The organism is Wenzhouxiangella marina (assembly GCF_001187785.1).
Classification (GTDB): domain Bacteria; phylum Pseudomonadota; class Gammaproteobacteria; order Xanthomonadales; family Wenzhouxiangellaceae; genus Wenzhouxiangella; species Wenzhouxiangella marina.
Genome location: NZ_CP012154.1, coordinates 1,153,360 through 1,175,213, shown reverse-complemented (window position 1 = coordinate 1,175,213; position 21,854 = coordinate 1,153,360). Strand labels below are relative to the sequence as shown.

Annotated in this window: 22 protein-coding genes; 13 read left to right on the top strand and 9 right to left on the bottom strand. The window is 66.0% G+C overall.

What is annotated here, in order from left to right; translation table 11 throughout:
• Positions 1-596: 596 nt before the first annotated feature.
• Both WM2015_RS05005 and WM2015_RS05000 read right to left on the bottom strand, forming a co-directional pair.
• The gene (locus WM2015_RS05005) at positions 597-1,853 is read right to left on the bottom strand and encodes a hypothetical protein (RefSeq protein WP_049725017.1); all 1,257 of its coding nucleotides are present in this window, start codon (positions 1,851-1,853) and stop codon (positions 597-599) included.
• A 77-nt stretch (positions 1,854-1,930) separates the two neighbouring features.
• Positions 1,931-2,323, bottom strand: coding sequence for a DUF4282 domain-containing protein (locus WM2015_RS05000; RefSeq protein ID WP_049725016.1), 393 nt, complete (start codon positions 2,321-2,323; stop codon positions 1,931-1,933).
• Between the two features lie 370 nt (positions 2,324-2,693).
• Here WM2015_RS05000 and WM2015_RS04995 point away from each other — a divergent pair, with 370 nt between their 5' ends.
• From WM2015_RS04995 to WM2015_RS04985, 3 genes are read left to right on the top strand one after another with little or no spacing between them, the layout of a single operon-like run.
• Positions 2,694-3,521 (top strand): hypothetical protein, encoded by an 828-nt coding sequence (locus WM2015_RS04995; protein ID WP_049725015.1) that lies wholly within the window; start codon positions 2,694-2,696, stop codon positions 3,519-3,521.
• Positions 3,518-4,258 carry a hypothetical protein gene (locus tag WM2015_RS04990; RefSeq protein ID WP_049725014.1) on the top strand — a complete coding sequence of 247 codons (741 nt, stop codon included), beginning with the start codon at positions 3,518-3,520 and terminating at the stop codon, positions 4,256-4,258. The genes WM2015_RS04995 and WM2015_RS04990 overlap by 4 nt, the downstream gene beginning before the upstream one ends.
• A 34-nt stretch (positions 4,259-4,292) precedes the next feature.
• Positions 4,293-5,672: a type IV secretory system conjugative DNA transfer family protein gene (locus tag WM2015_RS04985; RefSeq protein ID WP_049725013.1), complete on the top strand. Its 1,380-nt coding sequence runs from the start codon at positions 4,293-4,295 to the stop codon at positions 5,670-5,672.
• A gap of 19 nt (positions 5,673-5,691) precedes the next feature.
• On the opposite strand, the gene WM2015_RS04980 is transcribed toward WM2015_RS04985, so the two are convergent.
• Positions 5,692-6,426: a DUF6445 family protein gene (locus tag WM2015_RS04980; RefSeq protein WP_049725012.1), complete on the bottom strand. Its 735-nt coding sequence runs from the start codon at positions 6,424-6,426 to the stop codon at positions 5,692-5,694.
• A 129-nt stretch (positions 6,427-6,555) separates the two neighbouring features.
• On the opposite strand from WM2015_RS04980, the gene WM2015_RS04975 reads away from it, so the two are divergent.
• Complete coding sequence (locus WM2015_RS04975) at positions 6,556-8,253, top strand: O-linked N-acetylglucosamine transferase, SPINDLY family protein (protein ID WP_049725011.1); 1,698 nt, start codon at positions 6,556-6,558, stop codon at positions 8,251-8,253.
• On the opposite strand, the gene WM2015_RS04970 is transcribed toward WM2015_RS04975, so the two are convergent.
• Positions 8,217-9,473, bottom strand: coding sequence for a radical SAM protein (locus WM2015_RS04970; RefSeq protein ID WP_169751100.1), 1,257 nt, complete (start codon positions 9,471-9,473; stop codon positions 8,217-8,219). The two genes, WM2015_RS04975 and WM2015_RS04970, sit on opposite strands and share 37 nt — an antisense overlap.
• 85 nt (positions 9,474-9,558) lie before the next feature.
• Between WM2015_RS04970 and WM2015_RS04965 the strand changes: the two genes are divergently transcribed.
• The 3 genes from WM2015_RS04965 to WM2015_RS04955 all read left to right on the top strand — a co-directional run bounded on the left by WM2015_RS04965 (position 9,559) and on the right by WM2015_RS04955 (position 12,975).
• Positions 9,559-11,370: a hypothetical protein gene (locus WM2015_RS04965; RefSeq protein ID WP_156200876.1), complete on the top strand. Its 1,812-nt coding sequence runs from the start codon at positions 9,559-9,561 to the stop codon at positions 11,368-11,370.
• An 89-nt stretch (positions 11,371-11,459) separates the two neighbouring features.
• Entirely contained in the window at positions 11,460-12,107 is a 648-nt protein-coding gene (locus WM2015_RS04960; protein WP_049725008.1) for a lysoplasmalogenase, read from the top strand.
• Positions 12,097-12,975: an alpha/beta hydrolase family protein gene (locus tag WM2015_RS04955; protein WP_049725007.1), complete on the top strand. Its 879-nt coding sequence runs from the start codon at positions 12,097-12,099 to the stop codon at positions 12,973-12,975. The genes WM2015_RS04960 and WM2015_RS04955 overlap by 11 nt, the downstream gene beginning before the upstream one ends.
• On the opposite strand, the gene WM2015_RS04950 is transcribed toward WM2015_RS04955, so the two are convergent.
• On the bottom strand, positions 12,933-14,825 hold the full coding sequence (locus tag WM2015_RS04950; protein ID WP_211260961.1) for an acetyl-CoA hydrolase/transferase C-terminal domain-containing protein: 1,893 nt from the start codon (positions 14,823-14,825) through the stop codon (positions 12,933-12,935). The genes WM2015_RS04955 and WM2015_RS04950 overlap by 43 nt on opposite strands.
• Positions 14,826-15,013: 188 nt before the next feature.
• Between WM2015_RS04950 and WM2015_RS04945 the strand changes: the two genes are divergently transcribed.
• Positions 15,014-15,376 carry a SirB2 family protein gene (locus WM2015_RS04945; protein WP_049725005.1) on the top strand — a complete coding sequence of 121 codons (363 nt, stop codon included), beginning with the start codon at positions 15,014-15,016 and terminating at the stop codon, positions 15,374-15,376.
• A 49-nt stretch (positions 15,377-15,425) separates the two neighbouring features.
• On the opposite strand, the gene WM2015_RS04940 is transcribed toward WM2015_RS04945, so the two are convergent.
• Both WM2015_RS04940 and WM2015_RS04935 read right to left on the bottom strand, forming a co-directional pair.
• Positions 15,426-16,217, bottom strand: coding sequence for a DUF6502 family protein (locus WM2015_RS04940; protein WP_156200874.1), 792 nt, complete (start codon positions 16,215-16,217; stop codon positions 15,426-15,428).
• A 176-nt stretch (positions 16,218-16,393) separates the two neighbouring features.
• Positions 16,394-17,173: an SDR family NAD(P)-dependent oxidoreductase gene (locus tag WM2015_RS04935; RefSeq protein ID WP_049725003.1), complete on the bottom strand. Its 780-nt coding sequence runs from the start codon at positions 17,171-17,173 to the stop codon at positions 16,394-16,396.
• 75 nt (positions 17,174-17,248) lie between these two features.
• Here WM2015_RS04935 and WM2015_RS04930 point away from each other — a divergent pair, with 75 nt between their 5' ends.
• Both WM2015_RS04930 and WM2015_RS04925 read left to right on the top strand, forming a co-directional pair.
• On the top strand, positions 17,249-17,752 hold the full coding sequence (locus WM2015_RS04930; protein ID WP_049725002.1) for a hypothetical protein: 504 nt from the start codon (positions 17,249-17,251) through the stop codon (positions 17,750-17,752).
• 2 nt (positions 17,753-17,754) lie between these two features.
• Positions 17,755-18,573, top strand: a complete 819-nt coding sequence (locus tag WM2015_RS04925; protein ID WP_049725001.1) for a polysaccharide deacetylase family protein — start codon at positions 17,755-17,757, stop codon at positions 18,571-18,573.
• A gap of 8 nt (positions 18,574-18,581) precedes the next feature.
• Here WM2015_RS04925 and WM2015_RS04920 read toward each other — a convergent pair whose 3' ends face one another.
• A complete protein-coding gene (locus WM2015_RS04920) occupies positions 18,582-19,103 on the bottom strand; it encodes a hypothetical protein (protein WP_049725000.1) in 522 nt (173 codons plus the stop codon).
• Between the two features lie 91 nt (positions 19,104-19,194).
• Here WM2015_RS04920 and WM2015_RS04915 point away from each other — a divergent pair, with 91 nt between their 5' ends.
• Complete coding sequence (locus WM2015_RS04915; RefSeq protein WP_049724999.1) at positions 19,195-19,569, top strand: MAPEG family protein; 375 nt, start codon at positions 19,195-19,197, stop codon at positions 19,567-19,569.
• 85 nt (positions 19,570-19,654) lie between these two features.
• Positions 19,655-20,218 (top strand): YkvA family protein, encoded by a 564-nt coding sequence (locus WM2015_RS04910; RefSeq protein ID WP_049724998.1) that lies wholly within the window; start codon positions 19,655-19,657, stop codon positions 20,216-20,218.
• A gap of 51 nt (positions 20,219-20,269) precedes the next feature.
• Here WM2015_RS04910 and WM2015_RS04905 read toward each other — a convergent pair whose 3' ends face one another.
• The gene (locus tag WM2015_RS04905; RefSeq protein ID WP_049724997.1) at positions 20,270-20,752 is read right to left on the bottom strand and encodes a GNAT family N-acetyltransferase; all 483 of its coding nucleotides are present in this window, start codon (positions 20,750-20,752) and stop codon (positions 20,270-20,272) included.
• A gap of 34 nt (positions 20,753-20,786) precedes the next feature.
• On the opposite strand from WM2015_RS04905, the gene WM2015_RS04900 reads away from it, so the two are divergent.
• Positions 20,787-21,854: a hypothetical protein gene (locus WM2015_RS04900; protein WP_049724996.1), complete on the top strand. Its 1,068-nt coding sequence runs from the start codon at positions 20,787-20,789 to the stop codon at positions 21,852-21,854.

Genomic DNA, 21,854 nt, shown 5'->3' with positions numbered 1-21,854 from the left:
CTTTGGGAAGTTCTCTAGCCCGAGGGGCTGTTGGCGGAGGTAGCGGCATCTTCTAGAACTCCTATTGACTACAAGCTACAAATTCAGAGAAAGCGCGTTGTGGAACCAAAAGATTTCTGCTTTTTATACATAAAAATCCCCTACGTTCAGGATGTCCTGTTTGCGACTGGCCATGGTTCTGCTGTGTATTAGCCAATTCAGTTCACATCCTCCCGGGGGTTCCAGGATTCAGGTGGTTTTCTGTCAGAATCTAGAAGGACAAATTATCCAACTTGCTTCTCTCGCGCCCTTGTACTTGAGCGCAATCAGCGTGAGAAAAGCGCAAATTGCACGACCGAGGCGGCCGACTTCTTCGCACATGGAATCGCCGTCATCGATTCGACAGCTTCCCCTGCTCGACGGACCGATCTGCTCGGCACCGCGCCCCTGTTGCCAACTTTGCCCACGGTTCTGGTTATAGCAAAGACGCGCCGTCGGCACAAACCGGTCGCAGGAGAAATGTGAAACGGTCGACATCGATAAAGGACTCGGCATGAGCGATGGGTCGTCATCCCCGGCCCTCGGGCCGGGAGCGATTGCTTGCTGCGCCTTTCTCATCAGCCGCGGCGGAGTTCCAGGCCGATCGGGCGATTCGGGCGATTGTTGTAACGACGACCCTCCAGGGCTTCGGGTGAGCGATACTCCAGGAAATACCAGAAGGCGTCGGTGGTTCGGCTGCGGATCTTCCCGTACTGGATATACCAGACGGCGGACCACTGTTTGCGCCCGTAGCGGTAGCCATCGAGATTGATCGTCGTCCCTTCGATGCCGGTGATTTCGATCGTGAAGGTATTGCTGCCGCCGAAGGTCAGGTTGCGTTCGGTGAAACTCAGGGTTCCGTTGGATCGCGCGGACTGGAAGAAGGCAAGGAGCTGCTGGTTGGCCTCCTGATATTTAGCGCTCAGCGCCGCTTCGCTGGTCGGCACCCAGGCGATGGCGCCGGGCATCAGGGAGCAGGTGGACACGCCCTCGAGCTGCTCGCCGCTGGCGAGTAGCTGCAGCTCGACGCGACAGTTGCCTTCGGGGTCGGTCAGGCGCAGGCGGCCGTCGCGGATGATGGCGTGGTAGGTGTAGGTCGCACCGGCGAAGACGATCGGCAGATCGAAGCGGCGCTCGATCTGGCCCGGGGGCTGGAACTCGGCGATGGCGTTGACGAAGTCGCCGTTGCGCTCGGCTTCGAGCTCGGCGAAACCGCTGCCCAGCAACTCGAGGATGGCCTGGTTGGTCGCGGCCAGGGCCTCCTGCTCACGGCGTTCGGCTTCAGCCAATCGTTCCTGCTCGGCCCGCCAGGCCTCTTCCACCTCTGCGATCAGCTCGGTCTCCTGCTCGGAGCCGGCGATGACGTAGTCGTTGCCGAATCCCGACAGGGGTTCGCCGGCGTAGCGCCAGGGCATACTCTCAAGCTCGAAGAGGGTCTGCCAACCCTCGCCGCGGCGCACTGATCTGGCCAGGCCGAAGACGATTTCCTCATCGCCTTCGCTGCGCACTTTCTCGATCACGCGCCGGCCTGCGATGTGGCGCGCGGTGCGGCCGCCTTCGCTCTCCAGGGGCTGGCTGGAGAAGGCCGGCTCGTAGAGGTCCTGCTGAAGCTCCAGTTCCAGCTCGAAGCGCGTGGTGATGATCGGCTCGACTTCGCTACCCGTGTTCTCGGCGGCGCTGATCGACAGCGACTCGATCTGCCAGGAGGCGGGCAGCACACGGGCGACGAGTTCGGCTTCCAGTTCATCGGCATCCGGGCCGGGCGATCCGCCGCAGGCGAGCAGCAGGCTCGTAGCGGCGAGCAGCAGGGCGGATTGAATGAGCGATCGGGTCATGGATGGTCTCCTTGTAGGGCGATGGGAACGGGGTGATGGGGCCGCTGAGGCCTGGCGGATGGGATGGCTCGGCGCGCTCATCGGTGAGGCTCCAGTGCCGCGAGACGCTCGTTGATGCGGAAGACGACGAGGATCAGTTCGCCGGCGATCCGCAGCAGCAGGGGGCCGAGGGTGATGGTGAGGACGCCGGTCCAGACCATGGCGGCGTTGGTGCCACGCCAGCCCTGGTTGGCGGCATCGATGGTGTTCATGCCCAGCACCAGGCAGACCAGGGTGCCGATCCAGAAGGCGATCTTGACCAGCACCGGCGTGGCGAAGCGCCGGAAGGCGAGGAACTCGCCCATGGGACTCTCCTCGACCGGCCGCTGCGGGGCCGCTTCGCTACGGATCGGTGCCGGCGGTTCGGTGGCTGGCGCTGGAGTCTTGGCGGGTGTCGAGTTGTCGTTGTCGCTTTGGTTGTTGTTGGTCATGCTGTTCTCCCTTGTTCGTTCTGGATGAGTCGAGCAAGGGGTCAACGCGCCATGGCTGGGGATTTTCAAAAGCGAGGGATTCAAGGCGCTTTTCTCGTCGTCAGTTCAAATCCAGCGGTGTGGGCGGCGTTGAACAGGCATGGACACGCACTTCTTCAAGGCAGCGGCCCGTTGGCCAGCCGGACTCGATCAAGGGTCGGCGCCGCGCCTGGACGGCGCAGCGATTGCCCGGGCGGGGACGAATCGCTATCCTCGGGGAGGCGTTTGTCAGTGGTTGTTGATTTCATTCGATGAATCGGTGGGGAGATTCGATGTCTGTAGATCGGTATGTGGTGAGCCGCCGCGCGTTCACGTCGCGTCCTGCGTCTCGATGAGCGATGCCTTCGAGGAACTGGCCGGGCTCTGGGCCCGCCGCGATGCGCTGGACGAGGCCGAATGGACCCGACTCCATGCGCTGGTCATGGCTGAACTGGCCGCCGCGCCACCGGGCGAGGAGTTCGACGCCGTGCTGTCACGCGAGAACGCCAGCGCCTGGCGCGATTCCTTCTTCGCCGACAAGGTGCTGATGCCGGCGATTCGAGGCAATGCGGCGATGAGCAGGGAGCTGACCCGGGGCGGCCTGCGCGTGTTCTACCGCAACTACCTGCGCGATCAATTGCGCAAGATCGGTCGACGCCGTGAAGTGCAGGGCTACGAAGGCGCCGAAGACAATGTGCCGGACGCGGTGAACCACAATCCCGCCTTCATCGATCCATCGGCATCGATCCAAGCCTCCACCGACCTGACCTGCCCCATCGACGACAGCGATGGGGATAGAGATGGGAATCCGCTGCAGGCCAGCGCGATCGCTTTCATGCGCGGGGCCGAGAACTGGGTGGTCGTCTATCTGGCCCTGCATTTCTGCGGCGGACGTGACCGCCTGCCCCTGTCAAAGGTCCACCAGCAGTTCCAGATTCCGTCCTACCACTACAAGGCCCGCCAGCTCGGCATCGCACCGCCGCGCGGCGGCTTCGAGTCCTTTTCGGAGTTCGGCGAGACGATGATCGGCCAATGGCTGAGCACCAACGGCATCGAGCTGGACGAGGACAATATCGAAGCAATCCGGCAGGCCTTCGACCGCCTCTGCCTGGCGGCCTTTCACGAGGCCCGTGATCGCGGCCTGGCCGAGGTCGCAGGAATGGGAGGAATGCCCGCATGACTCAGCTGCATCCCTCCCTGAGCGTGATCGAAGACGCCTACGCGAACTGGCTCGGCGAGCCCCGCGAGCAGGCCATGGAACCCGAGTCTCCGTCCGGATCGACGCACTCGGCCGAGGCGCCATCGGCACTCGACCAGGCCCATGCGCCGCCAAGCTGGCTGGCCGATGCCATCCGCCGCCACGTGGCGACCCGCCCGGAAGCCCGCACGCCCGCCTGCGGCGACATCGCTCTGTTCAATCCGGGCGAATGCGCTTCGGGACAGAACGACGGCCTGCCCCTGCTGGTGCTGCTCGACGAGCAGCGGGGACACTACTGGTCCGGCTTTCTGGTCGGCGCGCACGCGGATTACGCGGGCAGTCAGGACCTGATCATCGAATCCAGCCTGCTCATCGAGCATCAGGACCCGGTTCCGATGGCCGCCATGGTTCAGACCTGGAACCGGGTGCATCTGCCCATCGATGCGACCGTGCCTGTCATCCATCGAGTCACGCCGGAGGCGATGGCGGCGGTCAGGGCCCTGTCGTTGAGCGGATTCGACAGCGAGAATTCGCCGGCGCCGGGGCGGATGCAGCTGCGGCGCATCGCCGGCCACACGGTCGTCACCGGCACGCCCTACGGCAAGCACGATCCGCGCGATGGCTACCTGCTGTTGAGCCGGGCGCTGGCACAAACCCTGTCCGAGCCGCGACTGGAGCGAAACGATCGCGAACTGGGCGACGGCGAGGCCGGCGATTGAGCCCCTATCGAAGGCATTTCAAGGACTGCGCACCATGGACATACCGACTCGCAAACCGCCGCTGACCGTCCCCGAGCACCTCGATGAGTCGGGCGTGCTGCTCGGCTGGTCACTGGACGCCAGCGATCATCCGCCGCCGATGGGCTTCGCGAGTGTCGCGAGAAGCTCCCCTGAAACCCTGCGTCCCGTGCTGCACGCCAGCAGCGGCCATTTCATGACCTTCGCCCCGACCGGCAGCGGCAAGGGCGTCAGCGCGGTCATCCCCAACCTGCTGCACTACGAGGGGCCGGTGATCGTCATCGACCCGAAGGGCGAGAACTACGCCGTCACCCACCGCCGGCGACGCGAGATGGGCCAGCAGGTGATCTGCCTCGATCCCTTCGACACGATCGCCGATGACCATCCCAACGCCAGATTCAACCCGCTGGATCTGATCGACGGTCGACTGCCGTCAGCAGCCGAAGACGCCGACATGCTCGCCGAGGCATTGAGCTATCAGACCTCCAACGATCGCGACCCCTTCTGGCATGTACGCGGCAAGCAGCTGCTGGCCGGCTTGATCCTGCACGTGGCAACCTGCCGGGCACCGGTGCTGAGGAACCTGGGCGAAGTGCACTATCTGCTCAATCAGAGCGAGGACGACTTCAAGTTCACGCTCAAGGAAATGGCCAACTCACGCGTCGAGGCGGTGCGCCAGACCGTTGCCATTCTCAGCCATTCGGCGGAGCGCATGGCGGCCTCGATCCAGGCCATGTCGCAGACCAACCTGGGTTTCATGAGCGGCGAGCAGGTCAAGACCGCCACCGGCGACAGTGATTTCGACCTGGCGGCGATCACCCGTGGCGATCCGGTCTCCATCTATCTGCTCATTCCGCCGGAGAAGCTCGAGAGCCACGGCGCCCTGCTGCGCATCTGGATCTCCTGCCTGATCAAGCTGATCCTGCGCCGGCGTTCCAAGGTCGAACGCAACACCCTGTTCATCCTCGACGAAGCGGCCCAGCTCGGCCACTTCCCGCCGCTCAGGCAGGCGATCACCCTGCTGCGCGGCTTCGGCCTGCAGACCTGGAGCTTCTGGCAGGATTTGAGCCAGCTCAAGCGCCTGTATCCGAACGACTGGGAGACCATGTACAACAACTGCCGGGCGCACCAGTACTTCGGCATCACCACGCCGTTGCTGGCCGACCAGATCGCCCAGCTGACCCTGAAATACGGCTACTCGGACATCCTCGAACTCGACAGCGACGAAATGCTGCTGACGCTGGCCGGCGCGCCACCGATGATCGCGCAGAAGCCGAATTACCTGACCGACCCGCCCTTCCAGGGGCGCTACGACGACAACCCCTACTACCAGCCCGAGGACGCCAGGGCACTCGAGCCTCGGCGCGGGCAGCGCGACCTGCGCTCGGAGCCCTGAGGATTGGCCGTTCCCTTGCTCAGCCCGCCCAGACCGGATCGTCGAAGAAGAAGGTCTGGTTGAGGCGCCAGTGCTCGGTGAAGCTGCCGGGGACGTGCCAGTGGCCGTGGAACTGGAGGCCGGGGTAGAGGAGCAGGCGGTTGAATTTCATCTCGACGGTGGCGATGCGCTGCCAGTGCTCTTCCCATTGGTCCAGGAAGTAGCCGGCCCGGGCCTCCTCGCGTGAGCCGAGGTAGATCTGCTGGCGCAGGGCCTGGTAGCTGGCGGGGTCGGTGGGCATGCAGGCCACCGGTGGGTTGCGGCTGCAGTAGAAGGCCGTTCCCCCCGCGCACTCTTCCGGCAAGTTGAGCATCACGATCGCAGCCACCGAGGGTCCGTCGTCGTGCGGCCGGGGCTGCGCCGTGACCGGGGGTTCGACTTCGTTGCGGAACAGATTGGTGACGAAATTCGGGCGGTTGCGCGGCAAGGCGATCCCCAGGGCCTGCTGGCAGAGGCCGCGGATGGCGTCCTGCACCTGATGGGTAGGCAGCTGGATGTTCTGGCGACAGTCGCTGTAGGCCTGCAGGTTGGCGCCGGTCACGTCGCGCTCCCAGGCCGGATAGGGCGTGGTCAGGAGCAGGCGCCGGACGGCCAGGGGATCGGCGTAGAAATCGTCGACGACGAGATAGCGGCCCGCCCCGTTCGGCAGGGTGAAGGCCTGATAGTCCATCTCGGCCTGGGTTCGGAACAGTTCGGAGGGGCGAAACCGATACATGCCTGTCCTGGTGGATTCTGCGACGAAATCATCTTACCGTGGCCCTGCACCGGTTGCTTACTAGTCCAACCGTAAGTATCGCCGCCGCGGGGGATGCCAGCGGCTGAAATCGAGTCACGAAAAGACACCATGAGCCAGGACTGGTACCAGATCAGAAGCGAACTCCAGGCCCGCCTTCAGGGCGAGCCGGGTGATGTGGTGAGCTGGAGCAATCTGGCCTATGCGCAGCTGCGCTGCGGTGCGACCGAGCAGGCGCGACTGGCGGCAGAGCACGCGCTGAATCTGGACGACCGCCACGTGGCCGCCTGGGTCAACCTGGGTGCCAGCCACCTGCAGGCCCGGCGCCTTGAAGACGCGGAGGAAGCCGCCCGCACCGCCATCGAACTGGATCCCGGAGATGCCTCTTCGCATCTGTTCGCCAGCCACGTGGCGCGCGAGACGGGGCAGATCAGTCAGGCCCAGGACGCCCTGCTCACGGCCGTCCGCCTCGACCCTCGCCACGCCGACGCCTGGTCCCAGCTGGCCCTGGTGCAGATGGAGCTGGGCCTGCCCACCCAGGCGCTCGCCTCGATCAATCGCGCGCTGGAGATCGAGCCATCGGAGCTTCGCTATCACTCCAACCGCATGATGGTCGCCCAGTACCATCCCGAACTCGATTCGCAGGCCCTGCGGGAGATGGCGCTGCGCTTCGGCCGCCAGCTGACGGACTCTCCCCTGCCGCCGCCACCCTCGAAGCCAGGCACGGGCCCCTTGAGAGTCGCTTACCTGAGTCCGGACTTCTATGCGCACCCCGTGGGCTACCTCCTGCGCAATGTGCTGACGGCCCATGACCCCGTTCAGGTCGAGGCCAGCCTGTGGGACCTGCGGCCCGGCAACGACTGGCTGAGCGAGGAATACCGCGCGCTGGACCTGCCCTGGCGCGATGTCGGCGGCCTCTCGGACCAGGCCCTGGCCGAGGCCCTGCGCGCGGCCGAGATCGATGTGCTGGTCGATCTGGCCGGCCACACCGCGCACAACCGCCTGGGCGTGCTGGCGCGCCGGCCGGCGCGGCTGCAGCTGAGCTTTCTGGGCTGGTTCGGAGCGATCGGCGCGCCCGGCCTGGACGCGCTCCTGATGGGGGAAGATCAGCTGCCCGCGGGCCACGAGCACGGCTTTGCCGAGGCGGTGCATGCGCTGCCGGGCAGCCACTTCCGCTACCGCCCCCTGCCCTATGCCCCCGAGCCGGATCTCACCAGGAAACCAGGCCCGCTGCGCCTGGGCTGCTTCAACAACACGGCGAAGCTGCAGTCGGAAGTCCTCGACGCCTGGGCCGAGATCCTGCGCGCGCTCCCCGAGGCGGAACTGGAGCTGCGCTGGAAGACCCTCGCCGATGCCCATGTCCGAACGTCCCTGAGCCGACGATTCCAGGCTGCCGGCGTCGAGCCACAGCGCCTCCGCCTGCTCGGCGCCTGCGGCCACGAGGAGCTGCTCCGCGCCTATCGGCAGATCGACCTCGCGCTGGATCCGTTTCCCTTCTCCGGCGGCATGACCTCGCTGGAGGCACTGAGCATGGGCGTGCCCGTCATCACCCTGGCCCAGCTTCGTCCGGTCTCGAGGCAGACCCATTCCATGCTGAAGGCGCTGGGCCTGGCTGAACTCTCGACGACCCGGGTTCGCGACTACGTCGACACCGCCGTCGAGCTGGGCCGGGACGCGACGCGCCGCCATGCGCTCAGGGCGCGGCTGATCGATGGCTATGCGTCGAGCCCGCTGGCCGACGCAGGCAGCCTGGCCGCCAATCTGGAAACCGCCTATCTCAAATTACTGGACAGGCTCGACGGCAGATAGGCCAGGCCGGCCCGGTAGCAGCGCTGGCAGGTGGGGTGGCGGTACTTCCTGGCTTCGATGTCGGCGCGGGACGTGGTGAGGAAATCCACGCCGAGCAGGTTCTCCGGCTCGTAGACACTGCAACAAAGGGCGACCTGACCATCGTGGTTGATGACGGTCTGGTTGGATCGCAGCTCGCAGTCATAGCGCCGGTCCTGGCGAGCGGCGATTCGCGGCAGGTACTCGGCCGGGTGTTCGAGCATCAGCTTCATCACCGGCTCGTCGACCATCCGACCCTCGGCGATATCGAGGAGCTTTTCCATCGGCTGATAGAAGGCCGCGATCGGACGATGCTCGAAGCCCAGGGCCCGGCAGAGCTCGCCCACGGCCTCGACCTCGTCCAGGTTGTGGCGATACACGTGCTGCCCGACCCAGACCCGGGTGCGCGCCTGATGCCGATCGATGAGCTCGCGCAGGCGCTCGAGGTTCTGGCGCACGAGGGCCAGCTTGCCGCGGGTGTGGGTTCGGGCGTAGCTGTCTTCGCTGAAGCCGGACAGTGAAATCTTGATCGTGCCCGGAGCGGCCTCGATCAGGGCGTCGAGACCCTTGCGGACGTTCAGATTGGTCGACAGGAAGGACGGCAGGCCGCGCGCATTGAGCAGCCCGATCATCGCCGGCAGCTCGGGGTGGAGCAGCGGCTCGCCCCAGTTGAACAACCAGATCTCGGGATCGCGGCTCGGGCTTTCGGCCTGGATCTTGTCGATGATCGCGGTGAAACGATCGAGGGGCATGAAACCCCTGGCCCGCTCGCTGTCGGGACGATTGCCCACCGGGCAGCTCGGGCAGCGCAGGTTGCAGGTACCGACCACATCGATCGTGTAGATGTAGCTCGACCCCTCCCGCGGCGAGCTCCGATACAGGGTGCGCTGCTGCAGGGGATCGTAGACCTCGGGTTCGAGCCAGCTCGGCGGGCGACTGCGCTGCCAGGCCTGCTGGACGGACTCGTCGTCGACCCAGTGGGTCAGGGCTTCCTCCAGCCAGGGCCGCGCCGCTTCCCGGAAACCATGCTGGCTCAGGGCCAGGCCCAGATCTCGGACCAGCTCGGGCCGCTCCGGAAGCGAGGGCCGCTCGGCCAGGGCCGCGGCCAGCACCGATGCCGCTTCGGCCAGGCGTCCCTCGTGCAGGCACCGGCGCACCCGGGCCGGGCCGCTGGCACCCGCCCCATTTGACTTTACTTGCATGTCTGTCCGACTATTCAAGGTATTCGAGGGAGCAGAGTCCGCCATCGGCCAGGCCGACCGGCAGACTAACAGGAGTTTCGGGACCATGACAATCAAGCCGTCGGGCCGCACCCGACCCCTGCGCTCATTGCGTCGCAGCGCCCTGTCGATCGCCATCGTGACCGCCCTCTCGCAGCCGGTCTGGGCCAGAGGCGATTGCCCGGCAGGCGCCTTCGACGAGGAAATCCTGCGCGACCGCTACCAGCAATCGGCCGTTTTCGCACCCCTCGACTGCATCCTCGCCCAGCCCGGCTTCTACGTCCCCAGCGCCGGCCAGAGCCGCCAGCTGCCCGCGGCGCCGGGTTACTACGTCTCCACCAGCGGGGCGATCTCACAGACGCCGGCCGACCCCGGTCATTTCGTGTCGATGCCGGCCGCCACGACCCAGACCGAGGCCCCGCCCGGGCGTTTCGTCGCCCAGGAAGCGCAGAGCGCCGCCCAGGACTGCTCGGTCGGGCGATTCGCTCCCGCATCGGGATTGACCCGCTGCGACGACGCCCTGCCGGGACGTTTCGTGGCGCAGACGGGTCAAAGCGCGGCACTGGAATGTGCCGCTGGCCGCTTTGCCGCTGCCAGCGGCCAGAGCGCCTGCGATGAGGCTCTGCCCGGGCGCTTCGTGCCCGGACCTGGCCAGACCACCGCCCAGGACTGCACCGTCGGGCGCTTCGCCGCCAGCGCGGGTCAGAGTGTCTGTGATCTCGCACCGCCCGGGCGCTTCGTCGCCCTGCCCGGTCAGGCCCAGCCCGAGGACTGTGCCCCGGGACGGTTTTCTGCCGCCGCCGCCCAGAGTGCCTGCGATGCGGCCCTGCCCGGTCGCTTCGTGCCGCAGCCGGGACAGAGCGCGGCGCAGGATTGCGCCCCGGGTCGCTTTACCGCCGCCAGCGGTCAGAGCGCCTGCATCCTGGCAGAGCCTGGCCGTTTCATCCCCGAGCCCGGCCAGACGGTCGCCCAGGACTGCGCGGTCGGTCGCTTCGCGGCCAGCGCCGGTCAGAGCAGCTGCGATCTGGCACCTCCGGGCCGCTTCGTGGCCTTGACCGGACAAGTTGCCGCTCAGGCCTGCCAGATCGGGAGTTTCGCTGCCAACGCGGGCCAGAGCGCCTGTGATCTGGCACCCCCGGGTCGCTTCGTCGCCCAACTCGGCCAGAGTTCGGCTCTGGATTGCACGCCAGGACGCTTTACGGCCCAGAGCGGACAAAGCAGCTGCAACTCGGCCGAGCCGGGGCGTTTCGTGGCGCAGTCGGGTCAGAGCTTTGCCCAGGATTGTGCACCGGGACGATTCACGGCCAACTTCGCGCAGAGCGCCTGCGAAGAAGCGCTGCCCGGACGCTTCGTGCCGCAGCCGGGCCAGACCACGGCCCAGAATTGCGCCGTCGGCCGATTTGCCGCCAATAGTGGACAGAGCAGCTGCGACCTGGCGCCGCCCGGGCGTTTCGTCGCCGCGATGGGGCAGTCCCAGGCCACGCTCTGCAGCATCGGCAGCTTCCAGGCCAGCAGCGGCCAGAGCCGCTGCAATGCGGCCCCGCCGGGGCGCTTCGTCGCCCTGACGGGCCAGAGCAGCGCGCAGGCCTGCGAGGTCGGTCGCTTCGCTGCCGCCAGCGGCCAGAGCCGCTGCGATGCCGCACCGCCCGGCCGATTCGTGGCCCAGCTCGGACAGACGACCGCCTTCGACTGCGCTGCGGGACGCTACGCGCCGGAAAGCGCGATGAGCGAATGCCTGCTGGCCGACGTGGATCATTTCGTGCCCGTTCCCGGCCAGTCCTCGCAGACGCCCTGCGCACCCGGCTTCTTCCAGCCCCAGCCCGGCCAGACCGAGTGCATTGCCGAGCCACCCCGCCCGACCCAGAACGAGGGCAGCTAGTCGCTCCGACACAGGGCTGAGCAAGACCGGCCCGCCGGCGGGCGAACTCCGGCGCGTCCGAGGCGTTGACTCGGGGTAGGATGTGGGGCATGAATCGAGTGAGCATCATCGGCTTCATCCTGTTGGCCGCGATCTACTGGACGAGCCTGTGGCTCGATCCCATCCCCTACATCTGGATCGCCAAGTTCACGCCCATGCTGATCGCCGCGGCGCTGGTCTGGCGGCGGCTGGCGGCACTGGCCGGGCCGATCCTGGCGATCGGCTTCGTGGCGGCGGCTGGCGGCGATCTGTTCCTGGCGCTCGACCGTGGCGATTACTTCACTGCTGGCCTGGCCTGTTTCCTGGTCACCCAGATCGCCTACAGCGTGGCCTTCCTGGGCCGCAGGCACGGATTCCTTGCTCGCTGGCCCTGGTGGCTGCCAGTGGTCGCGATCGGCCTCGGCATGTTCATTCTGCTGCGCCCCGGGCTCGGTGACAGCCTGATCCCCGTGACGATCTACATCGCCGCCCTGATCACCATGGCGGTCAGCGCCAGCCTGGTCGAGGCGCGGCCCGGTCGCATCTACGCCGGGGCCGTGCTGTTCGTGATCTCCGACGCCCTGATCGGCATCGACCGCTTTCTCGGCAGCTTCGAGCATTCACTGAAGTTGATCATCGCCAGCTACTTCATCGCCCAGTTCCTGATCCTGACCGGCGCCCTGCGCGCCTTCCCGACCCGCAATACGAATGCCCCATAGCCAACCCACCGTTTCGGTTGTTACCGACGACGGCCATCACTTCGATCTGATCCACGTTCCCAGCGAGTCGGCCCGACAGGCTCTGTTCTTCCTGCCGGGCATGGGACTGAGCGCGCGCCAGTACATCCCCCTGGGCCAGTCCCTGGCCGAACATGGCATCGAGGTCTTCATCCACGAATGGCGCGGCATCGGTTCCTCCGATCAGCGGGCCAGCCGCGAGTGCAACTGGGGCTACCGGGAACTCCTCGATGTGGATCTACGGGCGGCTATCGAGCTTCTGGCCGAAAGACGATCGGGCCGGCCGATGCTGCTGGCCGGGCACAGCCTGGGCTCGCAGTTCGCCTGCCTGCTGGCCGGTCGACGGCCGGACCGGACCGCCGGCGTCATCACCGTCGCGGGCGGCGCGCCCTGGCGTGGGGCCTTCCACTGGTATCAGCAGCTGCTGCTCGCCCCCGCGTTCCGGGTCATGCCCGTCATCGGCAGCCTGATCGGCCATTACCCCGGCCGCCGCCTGGGCTTTGCGGGCCGGGAAGCGCGTGGCGTGATCGCCGATTGGACCTGGACCGGTCGTCGTGGCAGCTATGCCCTGCCCTCGCTCGAGCCCGACCCGGAAATCGGCATGGCCGAATTGAAGACCCGCGTGCTGGGGATCCGCCTGGCCGATGACTGGTTCGTACCGAAAGCCTCCCTCGACCATCTGCTGGGGCTGATGCCCGGCTGCGAGGTCGAGCGGTGCATGATCAGCGCCCTGCCCGGGGATCTACCCACCGATCACTTCGCCTGGATGAAGGCACCCGCCCCGGTGGCCGAAGCCATCTCGGCCCACTACCCGGCCTCGTCCAGCACGGCAGCAAGCAGGCGCGCATAGGCGCGTTCGCCCAGCGAGGCGGGTGAATCCAGGCCCAGGCGCTCGAGGGCTTCACGATGGCGACCCGGTTGGCCGCGCCACAGCGCACCGAGCAGGGCGAGCTTCGATCCGGCCATGGCCTTGAGCGACTGGAGCGCCGGAATCAGACGCTGCTCGAGCTCGGTGAAATCGCTGCCGAAGGGATAGGCCGGGAAGCACTCGCCTGGCTTGAACTCGGCCTCGATCCTGGCGGGCAGATTCGCGCGGTACGCGTCTGGAACGGACCAGTTCGGGTCCAGCTTGCCTGCGGACCTGGCCCGCTCGACCAGGGCATCCTGGAAGCGGGCGTCCATGATGCCGACCATGGCCTGAATGCACTCCTCGTCGGTCTTGCCGCGCAGATCGGCCACCCCGTACTCGGTCACCACGATGTCGCGAAGATGGCGCGGGATGGTGACGTGCGGGTACTCCCAGACGATGTTCGAGGTCGTTCGGCCGCCGGACTCGCGGGTGGCGCGAAGCATGAGAATCGAGCGCCCATCGTCCATCGCATGGGCCATGGCGACGAAGTTGTACTGGCCACCCACGCCGGACACGACCTGATGGTCCTGGAGGCCGTCGGACACGGCCGCGCCGGTCGCGGTCATCATCATGCAGGTGTTGATGAAGCGAGCGTGCCGACGCTGCTCGATCTCGAGCATTTCCAGGCCGCCGTAGAGCTGGTTGATCCGCCCGACCCCATGCATCCTGAAGCGGGGTCGTTCCCGCTCGTCCAGGTCGCGTAGAAAGGCATAGAAGTCCTGGCTGCCAAGGAAGAAGCCACCGTCCATCAGCACCCCGTCATCGGGGGCCGACTCGGTACCGGCATTGATCCGGCGCATGGCCTCGAGATCGTCGACCACGCCACGCTTGAGGATGCCGGCTCGATAGAGATGCATGAAACCGTCCATGAACATCTCGCTGGCCCCGTACAGACCCTCTTCGAAGCTCGAAGCCGCCTCGATCGCCGAGGGGCCATGGGCCACGCGAGCCACCCGGGCCTGCCAGGTCTCGTTGTCCTGGTGGCGCTCGATCAGGCTGTGCACCAGGGCGTCGCTGAGCGAGCCGATGCCGATCTGCAGGGTGCCGCCATCGGCCACCAGGCGAGAGGCCTGGAAGCCGACCGCGTGATCCTGCGGGCTGACCGGCAGCCGGGGCAGCCCGAACAGGGGCTGCTCGGGATCGATCTCGCAGATCTCATCGAAGAAATCCGACTCGACCCGGGCATCGCCGTGCATGAAAGGCAGCTCCGGATGCACCTGAGCGATCGTCCAGGTGGTCCGGCCCGGCTCGGCGGCCAGACGGCGCTTGAGATCCAGGCTGACGTCCGGGTTCGAGGACAGGCTGTAGCGACCGTCCACCGGCCCGGCCACCAGCTGGGCGATCACGTTGATCCCGCGATCGACGAGATCACGCGCCACGTGCGTGTAGTTGGAGGAGATGTAGTGGCGCTGCATCGTCGGCTTGCCGAGGGCCGCACCCGATGACACATAGAACTCGGTGACCGTGATGTTGGGCGGCAGGGCGTTGCGGCGCTGGGCATCGATGTAGTCGAGGCGCGGATAGGCGCTGCCGAACAGGCGCTCGACGATCGGGTCCATCAGACGGGCTTCCAGCCAGTGCCCCGCCCGAGGCGGATCCAGGCTCAGGGCCGTGACGATGTCGAGCCTGATGTCCGGATCGAGTCGAGCACGCCGATAGAAGGCGTTGACCAGTCGGTTGGGCTTGCCCAGTCCCAGCGGCAGGCCCAGCACCAGATGGCGGCCGACCCGCTCGATGGTTCTCTCGACGACGGCGTCGAGACCCGCATCCTGCCCCAATTCATTCACCACGTTCATGGAATCCGGTGCCCAAAATAGCAGAAAGCGCCAGCATTCGAGCGGTACCGTCCATTGCCCTGATAGACTCCGGCACGGGAGTCTTGACACAGGTTCGAGCCGTCGGCCACGTTCGGCCCGCTTGCTGCGGTCCGGAGAGGTGCGCGCGATCGAATCCAGAACCGGCAGGGAGCCGACACTCGATGAGCATCTACGTTCTTCTGAAATACCTGCACCTGGGGCTGGCGCTGATCAGCGGGATCGGTTTCGCGCTGCGGGGCTTCGTCCGCCTCGTACTGAAGCGGCCACTGGCACACCCGATGATCCGCATCGGGCCGCATGTCATCGACACACTTCTGCTGGGCTCCGGCCTGGCGCTCTGGGTCCAGATGCAGTTCTCGATCTGGTCCTGGCTGGGCGTGAAACTGATCCTGGTTGCGGCCTACATCGGCCTGGGGATCGCCGCGTTCCGGGTCGAGCAGCGCCAGCGCGGGGTGCTGTTCTACCTGCTGGCCCTGATCACCTTCGTGGCGATCGCCGCGCTGGCCGTCCACAAGCCGGGCTGAGTCGGCCGCTTCCGCTCCGGGAACCGGGGCGGAAGTGGCCGTCGGTTTCTCAGTCTTCGGGTTCTTCTTCCCAGTAGTAGTAGCCCACGGCCACCGACTGGTTGGACACCCGCTTGCCAGAGGCCTGAGCCTGCTTGATTGCCTTGTCGGCCGCCTTGCCCTGTTCATTGAGCAGCGACGTCATGGCCTTGCGCAATTCCGGCAGATCCTCGGCGGGAATCCGGGCCGAACCGATTTCGTTCTGCACCCAGTCGCCCTTGGCCTTGTCCGACTCCATGTTGTGCGCCACCGTTTCCATGTGACGACCGATGGAATCCGCCGTGGCCTCGAGCATCTTCTGCTCTTCGTCGGTCGTCGGCACGTAGTTCGGGTTGATCAGTCGGACGTTGTCCCCCGGCACCAGCTTGAGGTTGCCGTTCTGGGCCAGCTTGTCCAGCACGGTGGTCGAGGTCACGTTGCGGCCGGCCACGCGCGAGACCAGGGTCTGCAGACTGACACCGCGGCCGTAGACACCGAGGTCCTTGGGCTGCTTGGTCTTCCGATCACGATAGCGGGCTTCCGTATTCCAGGCATGCAGCACGGCAGCTTCGGGACACAGTTCGTGGGCCGGCATCACCTCGGGACGCTTGCGCGTCTCGAGCTGCGAGATGGCCCGAGTATCGAGCCCGGTCCAGAGCGCCAGCGCCGACTTGGTGATTCGACGGCCGGGCTGCTCGCGCCGCATCTTGCGAGTCGCTTCGGCGATGTAGGCTTCCTTGAGGATCGTGATGGCCACGGTGGCCGAGAGCTTTCCGACCAGGAGCCGTGCGACCGGGCGCAGCATCCGCTCGGCTACGCGCACGAGCCACGACATATCCTGCGCGGCTTTCGCGTTGTTCTGAGGCATATTCTTCTCCTTCCCAAGAGATCTTTATAGTAGACGCAGCTTATTTGATCTAATTCTGCGTATCACACAGTGTACGCCAATTCCGACCGGAGGTTATTTTTTTCTCGAAATCGGCTTTCCGGACATCTGACTTACCATGGAATCGACTGCCCGTCCCAGGCGAAGAATCCTCCGCTGTCGTCGATGCCGAGCCCCTCCATGACCGCCAGCAGACGCTTGGCGGTGAAGCTCGGTGCGAACAGCTTTTCATCCGGCACATTGGCCTGGAATGGCTTCGACAGCCCCGTGTCCGTCGTCCCCGGATGCAGGGCCGCCAGGATGCAGTTCGGGAAACGCCGCCGCGCCTCGATCGAGGCGGTTCTAAGAATCTGGTTCAGCGCCGCCTTGCTGGCGCGGTAGGCATACCAGCCGCCCAGGCGGTTGTCCCCGATCGAGCCGACACGCGCGGAAATCACCGCCGCCACCGCGCGTCGATCCCGATCCATTCGGGGCAGAAGGGCCTTGAGCACCAGGGCAGGCCCGATCGTGTTCACGGCGAACACGCGTGCCAGCGACGCCGCATCCAGGTCCTCGAGACGCTTCTCGGGCTGGAGTTCCGGCGCCTCATGCAGCAGCCCGGCGGCATGAATCAGCAGGGATGGACGCCATCCCCGTCGATCGAGCGTCTCACCGACCGCTTCGATCGTCGCCGGGCGATCGAGGTCGAGCTCCAGCCATTCCAGTGATCGACCGGGGGCCACCTCAAGGCCCGCCAGCCCTTCAGCCGAAGCCGGCTGGCGCACGGCAGCAATGACCCGCTCGAAACGCGAATCGGCCAGCAGGGCTTCGACCAGGGCGAGTCCGATGCCGCGACTGGCACCGACCACGAGGGCCGTCGCCCCCGATTCGGCCTGGCGGGATTGGATGCTCATCGATGCACTCCGACTCTTCGACGCGAAATGAGTATCATGCCGCCTGACGGGCAAATCTCTGGTCAACGCACCCTCATGCAGCCGATCTCTCCGCTTCGACCCCGGTTCCGACGCCTCGGCGCTTCGCTCCTTCTCGCGCTGGTCTGCCTGGCCCTGGTCACGGCCTGCGGCAGTCAGCCACGTCGCGTCGAAGGCGAACCGCCGGTACTCACCCTCGACGGCATGCGCCTGGCTGCCGATGCGCTGCTCGTGAGCGTGCGTATCGCCAACGTCAACGACGAAGACCTGCGCCTGGGTGCGCTGCGACTGGAGCTGACGCTGGACGAGCTCGAGCCGGTTCGTTCGGAACGGCTGATGAGCGCCCCGAGCGTTGCACCCCGAAGCCGCGAGCTGCTCGAGTTCGAATTTGCCGCCGATCCGGATGTTCGGCGAGCCCTGGGCGAACTCGGCCGGCGCGAACTCAACAACCTCTCCTGGGAGCTCATCCTGATCAAATCCGACGAGCGCTCGGACGAGGACTGGGCTCGCCAGCAGGGCTTCCTGCACGCCGTCCCCGGCCAGGCCGACCGGTTTCGCTGAGCATGAGTCGGTTCGTCGTCCTGACCTGGCACTCGATCCACGTGCTGGACAACGACTACTCGGGCAACGATCCAGTGGCGTTCAGGGAAGATCTGCGCCTTCTCGATCGCCTGGGCTGGCGGATCCTGCCCCTGAGCCTGGCCTTGGAGCTGCTCGATCGAGGCGAACTGCCGGACAAGGTCGCGGTGCTGACCGTCGACGACGGATCCATCCTGGACTTCGAGGACTTCGATCATCCCAGTTGCGGACGCCAGACGAGCCTGTACAACGCTCTTCGAGCCTTCGATGCCGACCCGACACGATCCGCCCATCATCGACCGCACCTGACTTCCTTCGTCATCGCCTCACCGGCGGCACGAGAGGAGCTGGATCGAAACGACTACATGAGCCTCGGGGTCTGGCCCGATCACTGGTGGCGCCAGGCCAATGAGTCCGGGTTGATCAGCGTCGAATCCCACAGCTGGGATCACAACCATGCCTCACTCGCTCGGACCGCCCAGCGCGACAATCGACGTGGCGATTTTCGCTGGATCGACACGGAAGCCGAGTGTCGCCAGGAAATCGACGCGGCCAGCGACTACATCGAGGCCTGCGCGGGCCGGCGCCCGCGCTATTTCGCCTATCCCTACGGGCAGAGCAGCGACTACCTGCGACGCGAGTATCTGCCGAAGGAAGCCGCGCGTCTGGGCCTGGAGGCAGCCTTGGGCTGTGACCCCGAGCCGGTCACTCGCGCATCGGATCGCTGGTTTCTGCCGCGTTACATGTGCGGCCGCGACTGGCACAGCTCCGAGGAACTCGAAGCCCTGCTGGCAACGGTCTGATCAGACACTCAGAACGGGCCGAGCGCTGCCACGCTGCGGATCAGGCGCCGTCTGGCCCAGGGGGCGGGCCGGCGATTCCAGCGCACGATCAGATGCGGGTCGTCGAGCCGCTCGTAGCCGCACTGGGCCAGCACGGACCAGGACCGAGCGTCCCCGCAATGGCCGAAGGTGCCGACCGAGCAGCTGGCAAATCGCGCCTCGCCGTAGCGCACGGCCTGGAGCATCAGGCCGCCGGCGTCCCGAACGGCGGCCTGTCCTGCCTCGCTCATGCGGGCCAGCACGCGGCCATCGGTGCAGGCGCCCCCGATGAGCATGGCGTCCCGGTGCTCCAGATAGTTCAGATAGCTGCCCGGCAGCCAGTCCTCGCCACAGCGACAGAAGACCAGCAGGTGATGACCGTGCGCGGGCGCCGGCGCACCGTACTTGCGCTGAAAGATCGGCTCGGCCAGCGGCCCCGCCTCGGCCAGCTCGGTCACCATGACCCAGTCCTTCAGGGTGCTTGACGATCGTGGCGTGTCGTTCGGCTGCATGGAATGATGTCCCTCGGGCTCAGGAATCCGGCGTGGGAAATGCATTGTAAGGTAGACTGCGCGCTGGCCTTAGAGGACAGCGGAGCCTCCCATGACGATCGCCTACTGGTGCGTGCTGATTGCAGCCATCATTCCCTACCTCATGGTCGGCGTGGCCAAGATCGGTCACCGAGGCTACAACAACAGGGCGCCGCGCGCCTGGGCAGAGAAGCTCGAAGGCTATCGCCAGCGCGCCAGCTGGGCGCAGCAGAACGGCTTCGAGATCTTCCCCTTCTTCGCCGCCGCCGTCATCATCGCCAGCCTGGCCGGCGCCGATCAGGCCCGCATCGACGCCCTGGCCATCACCTTCGTCGCCACTCGACTGGCCTACGGCGTCTGCTACCTGGCCGATCTGCATCTGTGGAGATCGCTGGTCTGGGTCGCCAGCTTCGGAATCTGCGTGGCGCTGTTCGTGATCGCGGCCTGACGTTGACCCGATCAGGGCGGCGCTCTACGCTATAGCGGTTGACTCACGCACCAAGTACTTCAAAGAACAATTCAAGGACACGAACATGAGCTTGCGCGTTACTCTGGAATTCACCGAGAAGGATCTCGAGCACTTTCGCACCCTGGCCCGGCAGGCCGTCGAGAACACCAAGAAACTGTCTCGCGACGAGATCATCGCCGGAGCGCGCCAGCTCCTCAAGGACGTCGATGAGAACGTCGGCGCCGACTACATCCGCGAGCGTCTGGGCCAACTGCAGATCCTGATCGACATGCTCGAAGACGAAGGCTGGGGCATGCAGGACGTGGGCCGCAAACGCGTCCTCTCGGCACTGGCCTATTTCAACAACCCGGAAGATCTGATCCCGGATCACATTCCGGGCCTGGGCTTTCTGGACGATGCGATCATGGTCGAGCTGCTGTGTCGCGAGCTCAAGCCCGAGATCGAGGCCTACCGCGATTTCATTCGCTACCGCTCCGCTGCGGCCAAGCGCAAGGGCATCGACGAATCCGAGCTCAATCGCTCGGACTTCATCCGCAACCGCGAACAGGCCCTGCTGGCGCGGATGCGTCGCCGGCGCCGTCGTGGCGGCGGTGGCGGCGGTGGCAAGTCACCGTTCTCGCTGTTCTGAGATTGCTTTCATGGCCTCTGCGCGCGGCCTCGCGTGCAGAGGCTTCGCCTCTTATTCCGCGGCAGGACGAAGCATTTCCAGATGGGGAATGTCGTCCTCCAGGTAGGGTCCGCGAACCGTTCGGAAGCCCAGTCCCCGATAGAAATCCTCCAGGTACTGCTGAGCCGAGATCCGGACGCCCTGCCCCGGATAGCGTGATTCGCACTCGGCCAGGGCCCGCTGCATCAACTCGCGACCCAGCCCACAGCCACGACCGGCCGCCGAAGTCAGCACGCGCCCGATCGACGGTTCGGCATAGGACAGGCCCGGCGGCAGGAGTCGTGCATAGGCCAGCACCTTGAGGTTTTCATCCTCTGCCCAGATGTGAATCGACTGATCGTCACGCCCATCGAGCTCCTGATAGGGACAGGTCTGTTCGACCACGAACACGGCCACCCTGGCCTGGATGAGCCGGTACAGACTCGCCACATCGAGCTGTTCAAAGGTCCGGAGCTGCCAGTTCGGGGGCGTCGATCGCTGCATCGATTCACTCATTCGATTTGACTCAATCATCAGGAGATCCAGGGGCGTGCATCATATCCGGCTCGTGGCCAGTTTCGAAATACGCGGCGAGGCGCCGCAGCACCGACAGCTCGAACGGGGCGACTGCGAGCGCCTGGCCAGCGCACTCGCCGAGGATCTCGCGCGCGATCGGCAGCTGCCCGAAGAGGCCCTGCTGGTCGTTGGCGGCGCGCTGTTCGAACCCGCCGAGCTGCTGCAACCCGGCATGCCGACCTGGCAGGCCCTGGAAGACCTCAGCCGCAACGTGGCTCGCGACCCGGGCCGCGGCGGACAGATCCTCGCCATCGGTGCCCACCAGGGCCGGATGCCGGATCAAGGGCTGACGCCGCCGGCAGCCCCGCCACAGGGGCAGCTTCTCGCGCTACCGATCCTGCTCAGCGTACCCGAGGCCGATGGCCCGGGGCTGAGCAGCACCCTGGAAGCCGAACTGTTCGAGCAGGGTGGCATCCACCCGCCCGCACTGGCCCTGCTCTTCGAGTCCGTCGGTCTGGACAGCGCGCACGGACAATTGATGACCCTCGACGATCTGATCGCGCTGGCTCATGTACAGATGGACACGGCCGGGCTGGGTGCCTTCTGGCCGGTGGTGGAGCACGGCCTGATCCAGCCCGATGCCGACCAGGATTTCGAATTGCCCGCCGGGTTGAAGGCCAGCTGGCCAGCAGGACTTCAGGCCGTCCGGATCGGCTTCATCAGCTACGACGATTTCTCGGGCAGCCTCGAGGACTATGCGCTCTGGACCCGCGCCTATCGAAGCCTGTGCGCCCTGCTCGACGTGCACGGCGTTCGTAGCGAGACCGAATCGACCCTGACGCTGGATCCGGAACGGCATTGCCTGGTCGAGTCGCGCGGCCCGGTCGAGTCCGCCGATGGCTTGACCGAACAGGTCCACGCGGACTGTGGTCTGCTCTGCTGGACCCTGGTGGAAGACCACCGGCAGTACAATCTCTACCCGATCGATTCAGAGGGCTTCGCCTTGCTCCAGAGTGACTTCCAGCAGCGCGGCCTGAGGGCCAGACGCCCCGAACGGGGCATTCGACTCGACGCCAGCGGCGAACGACTGGGAGCGATGTAG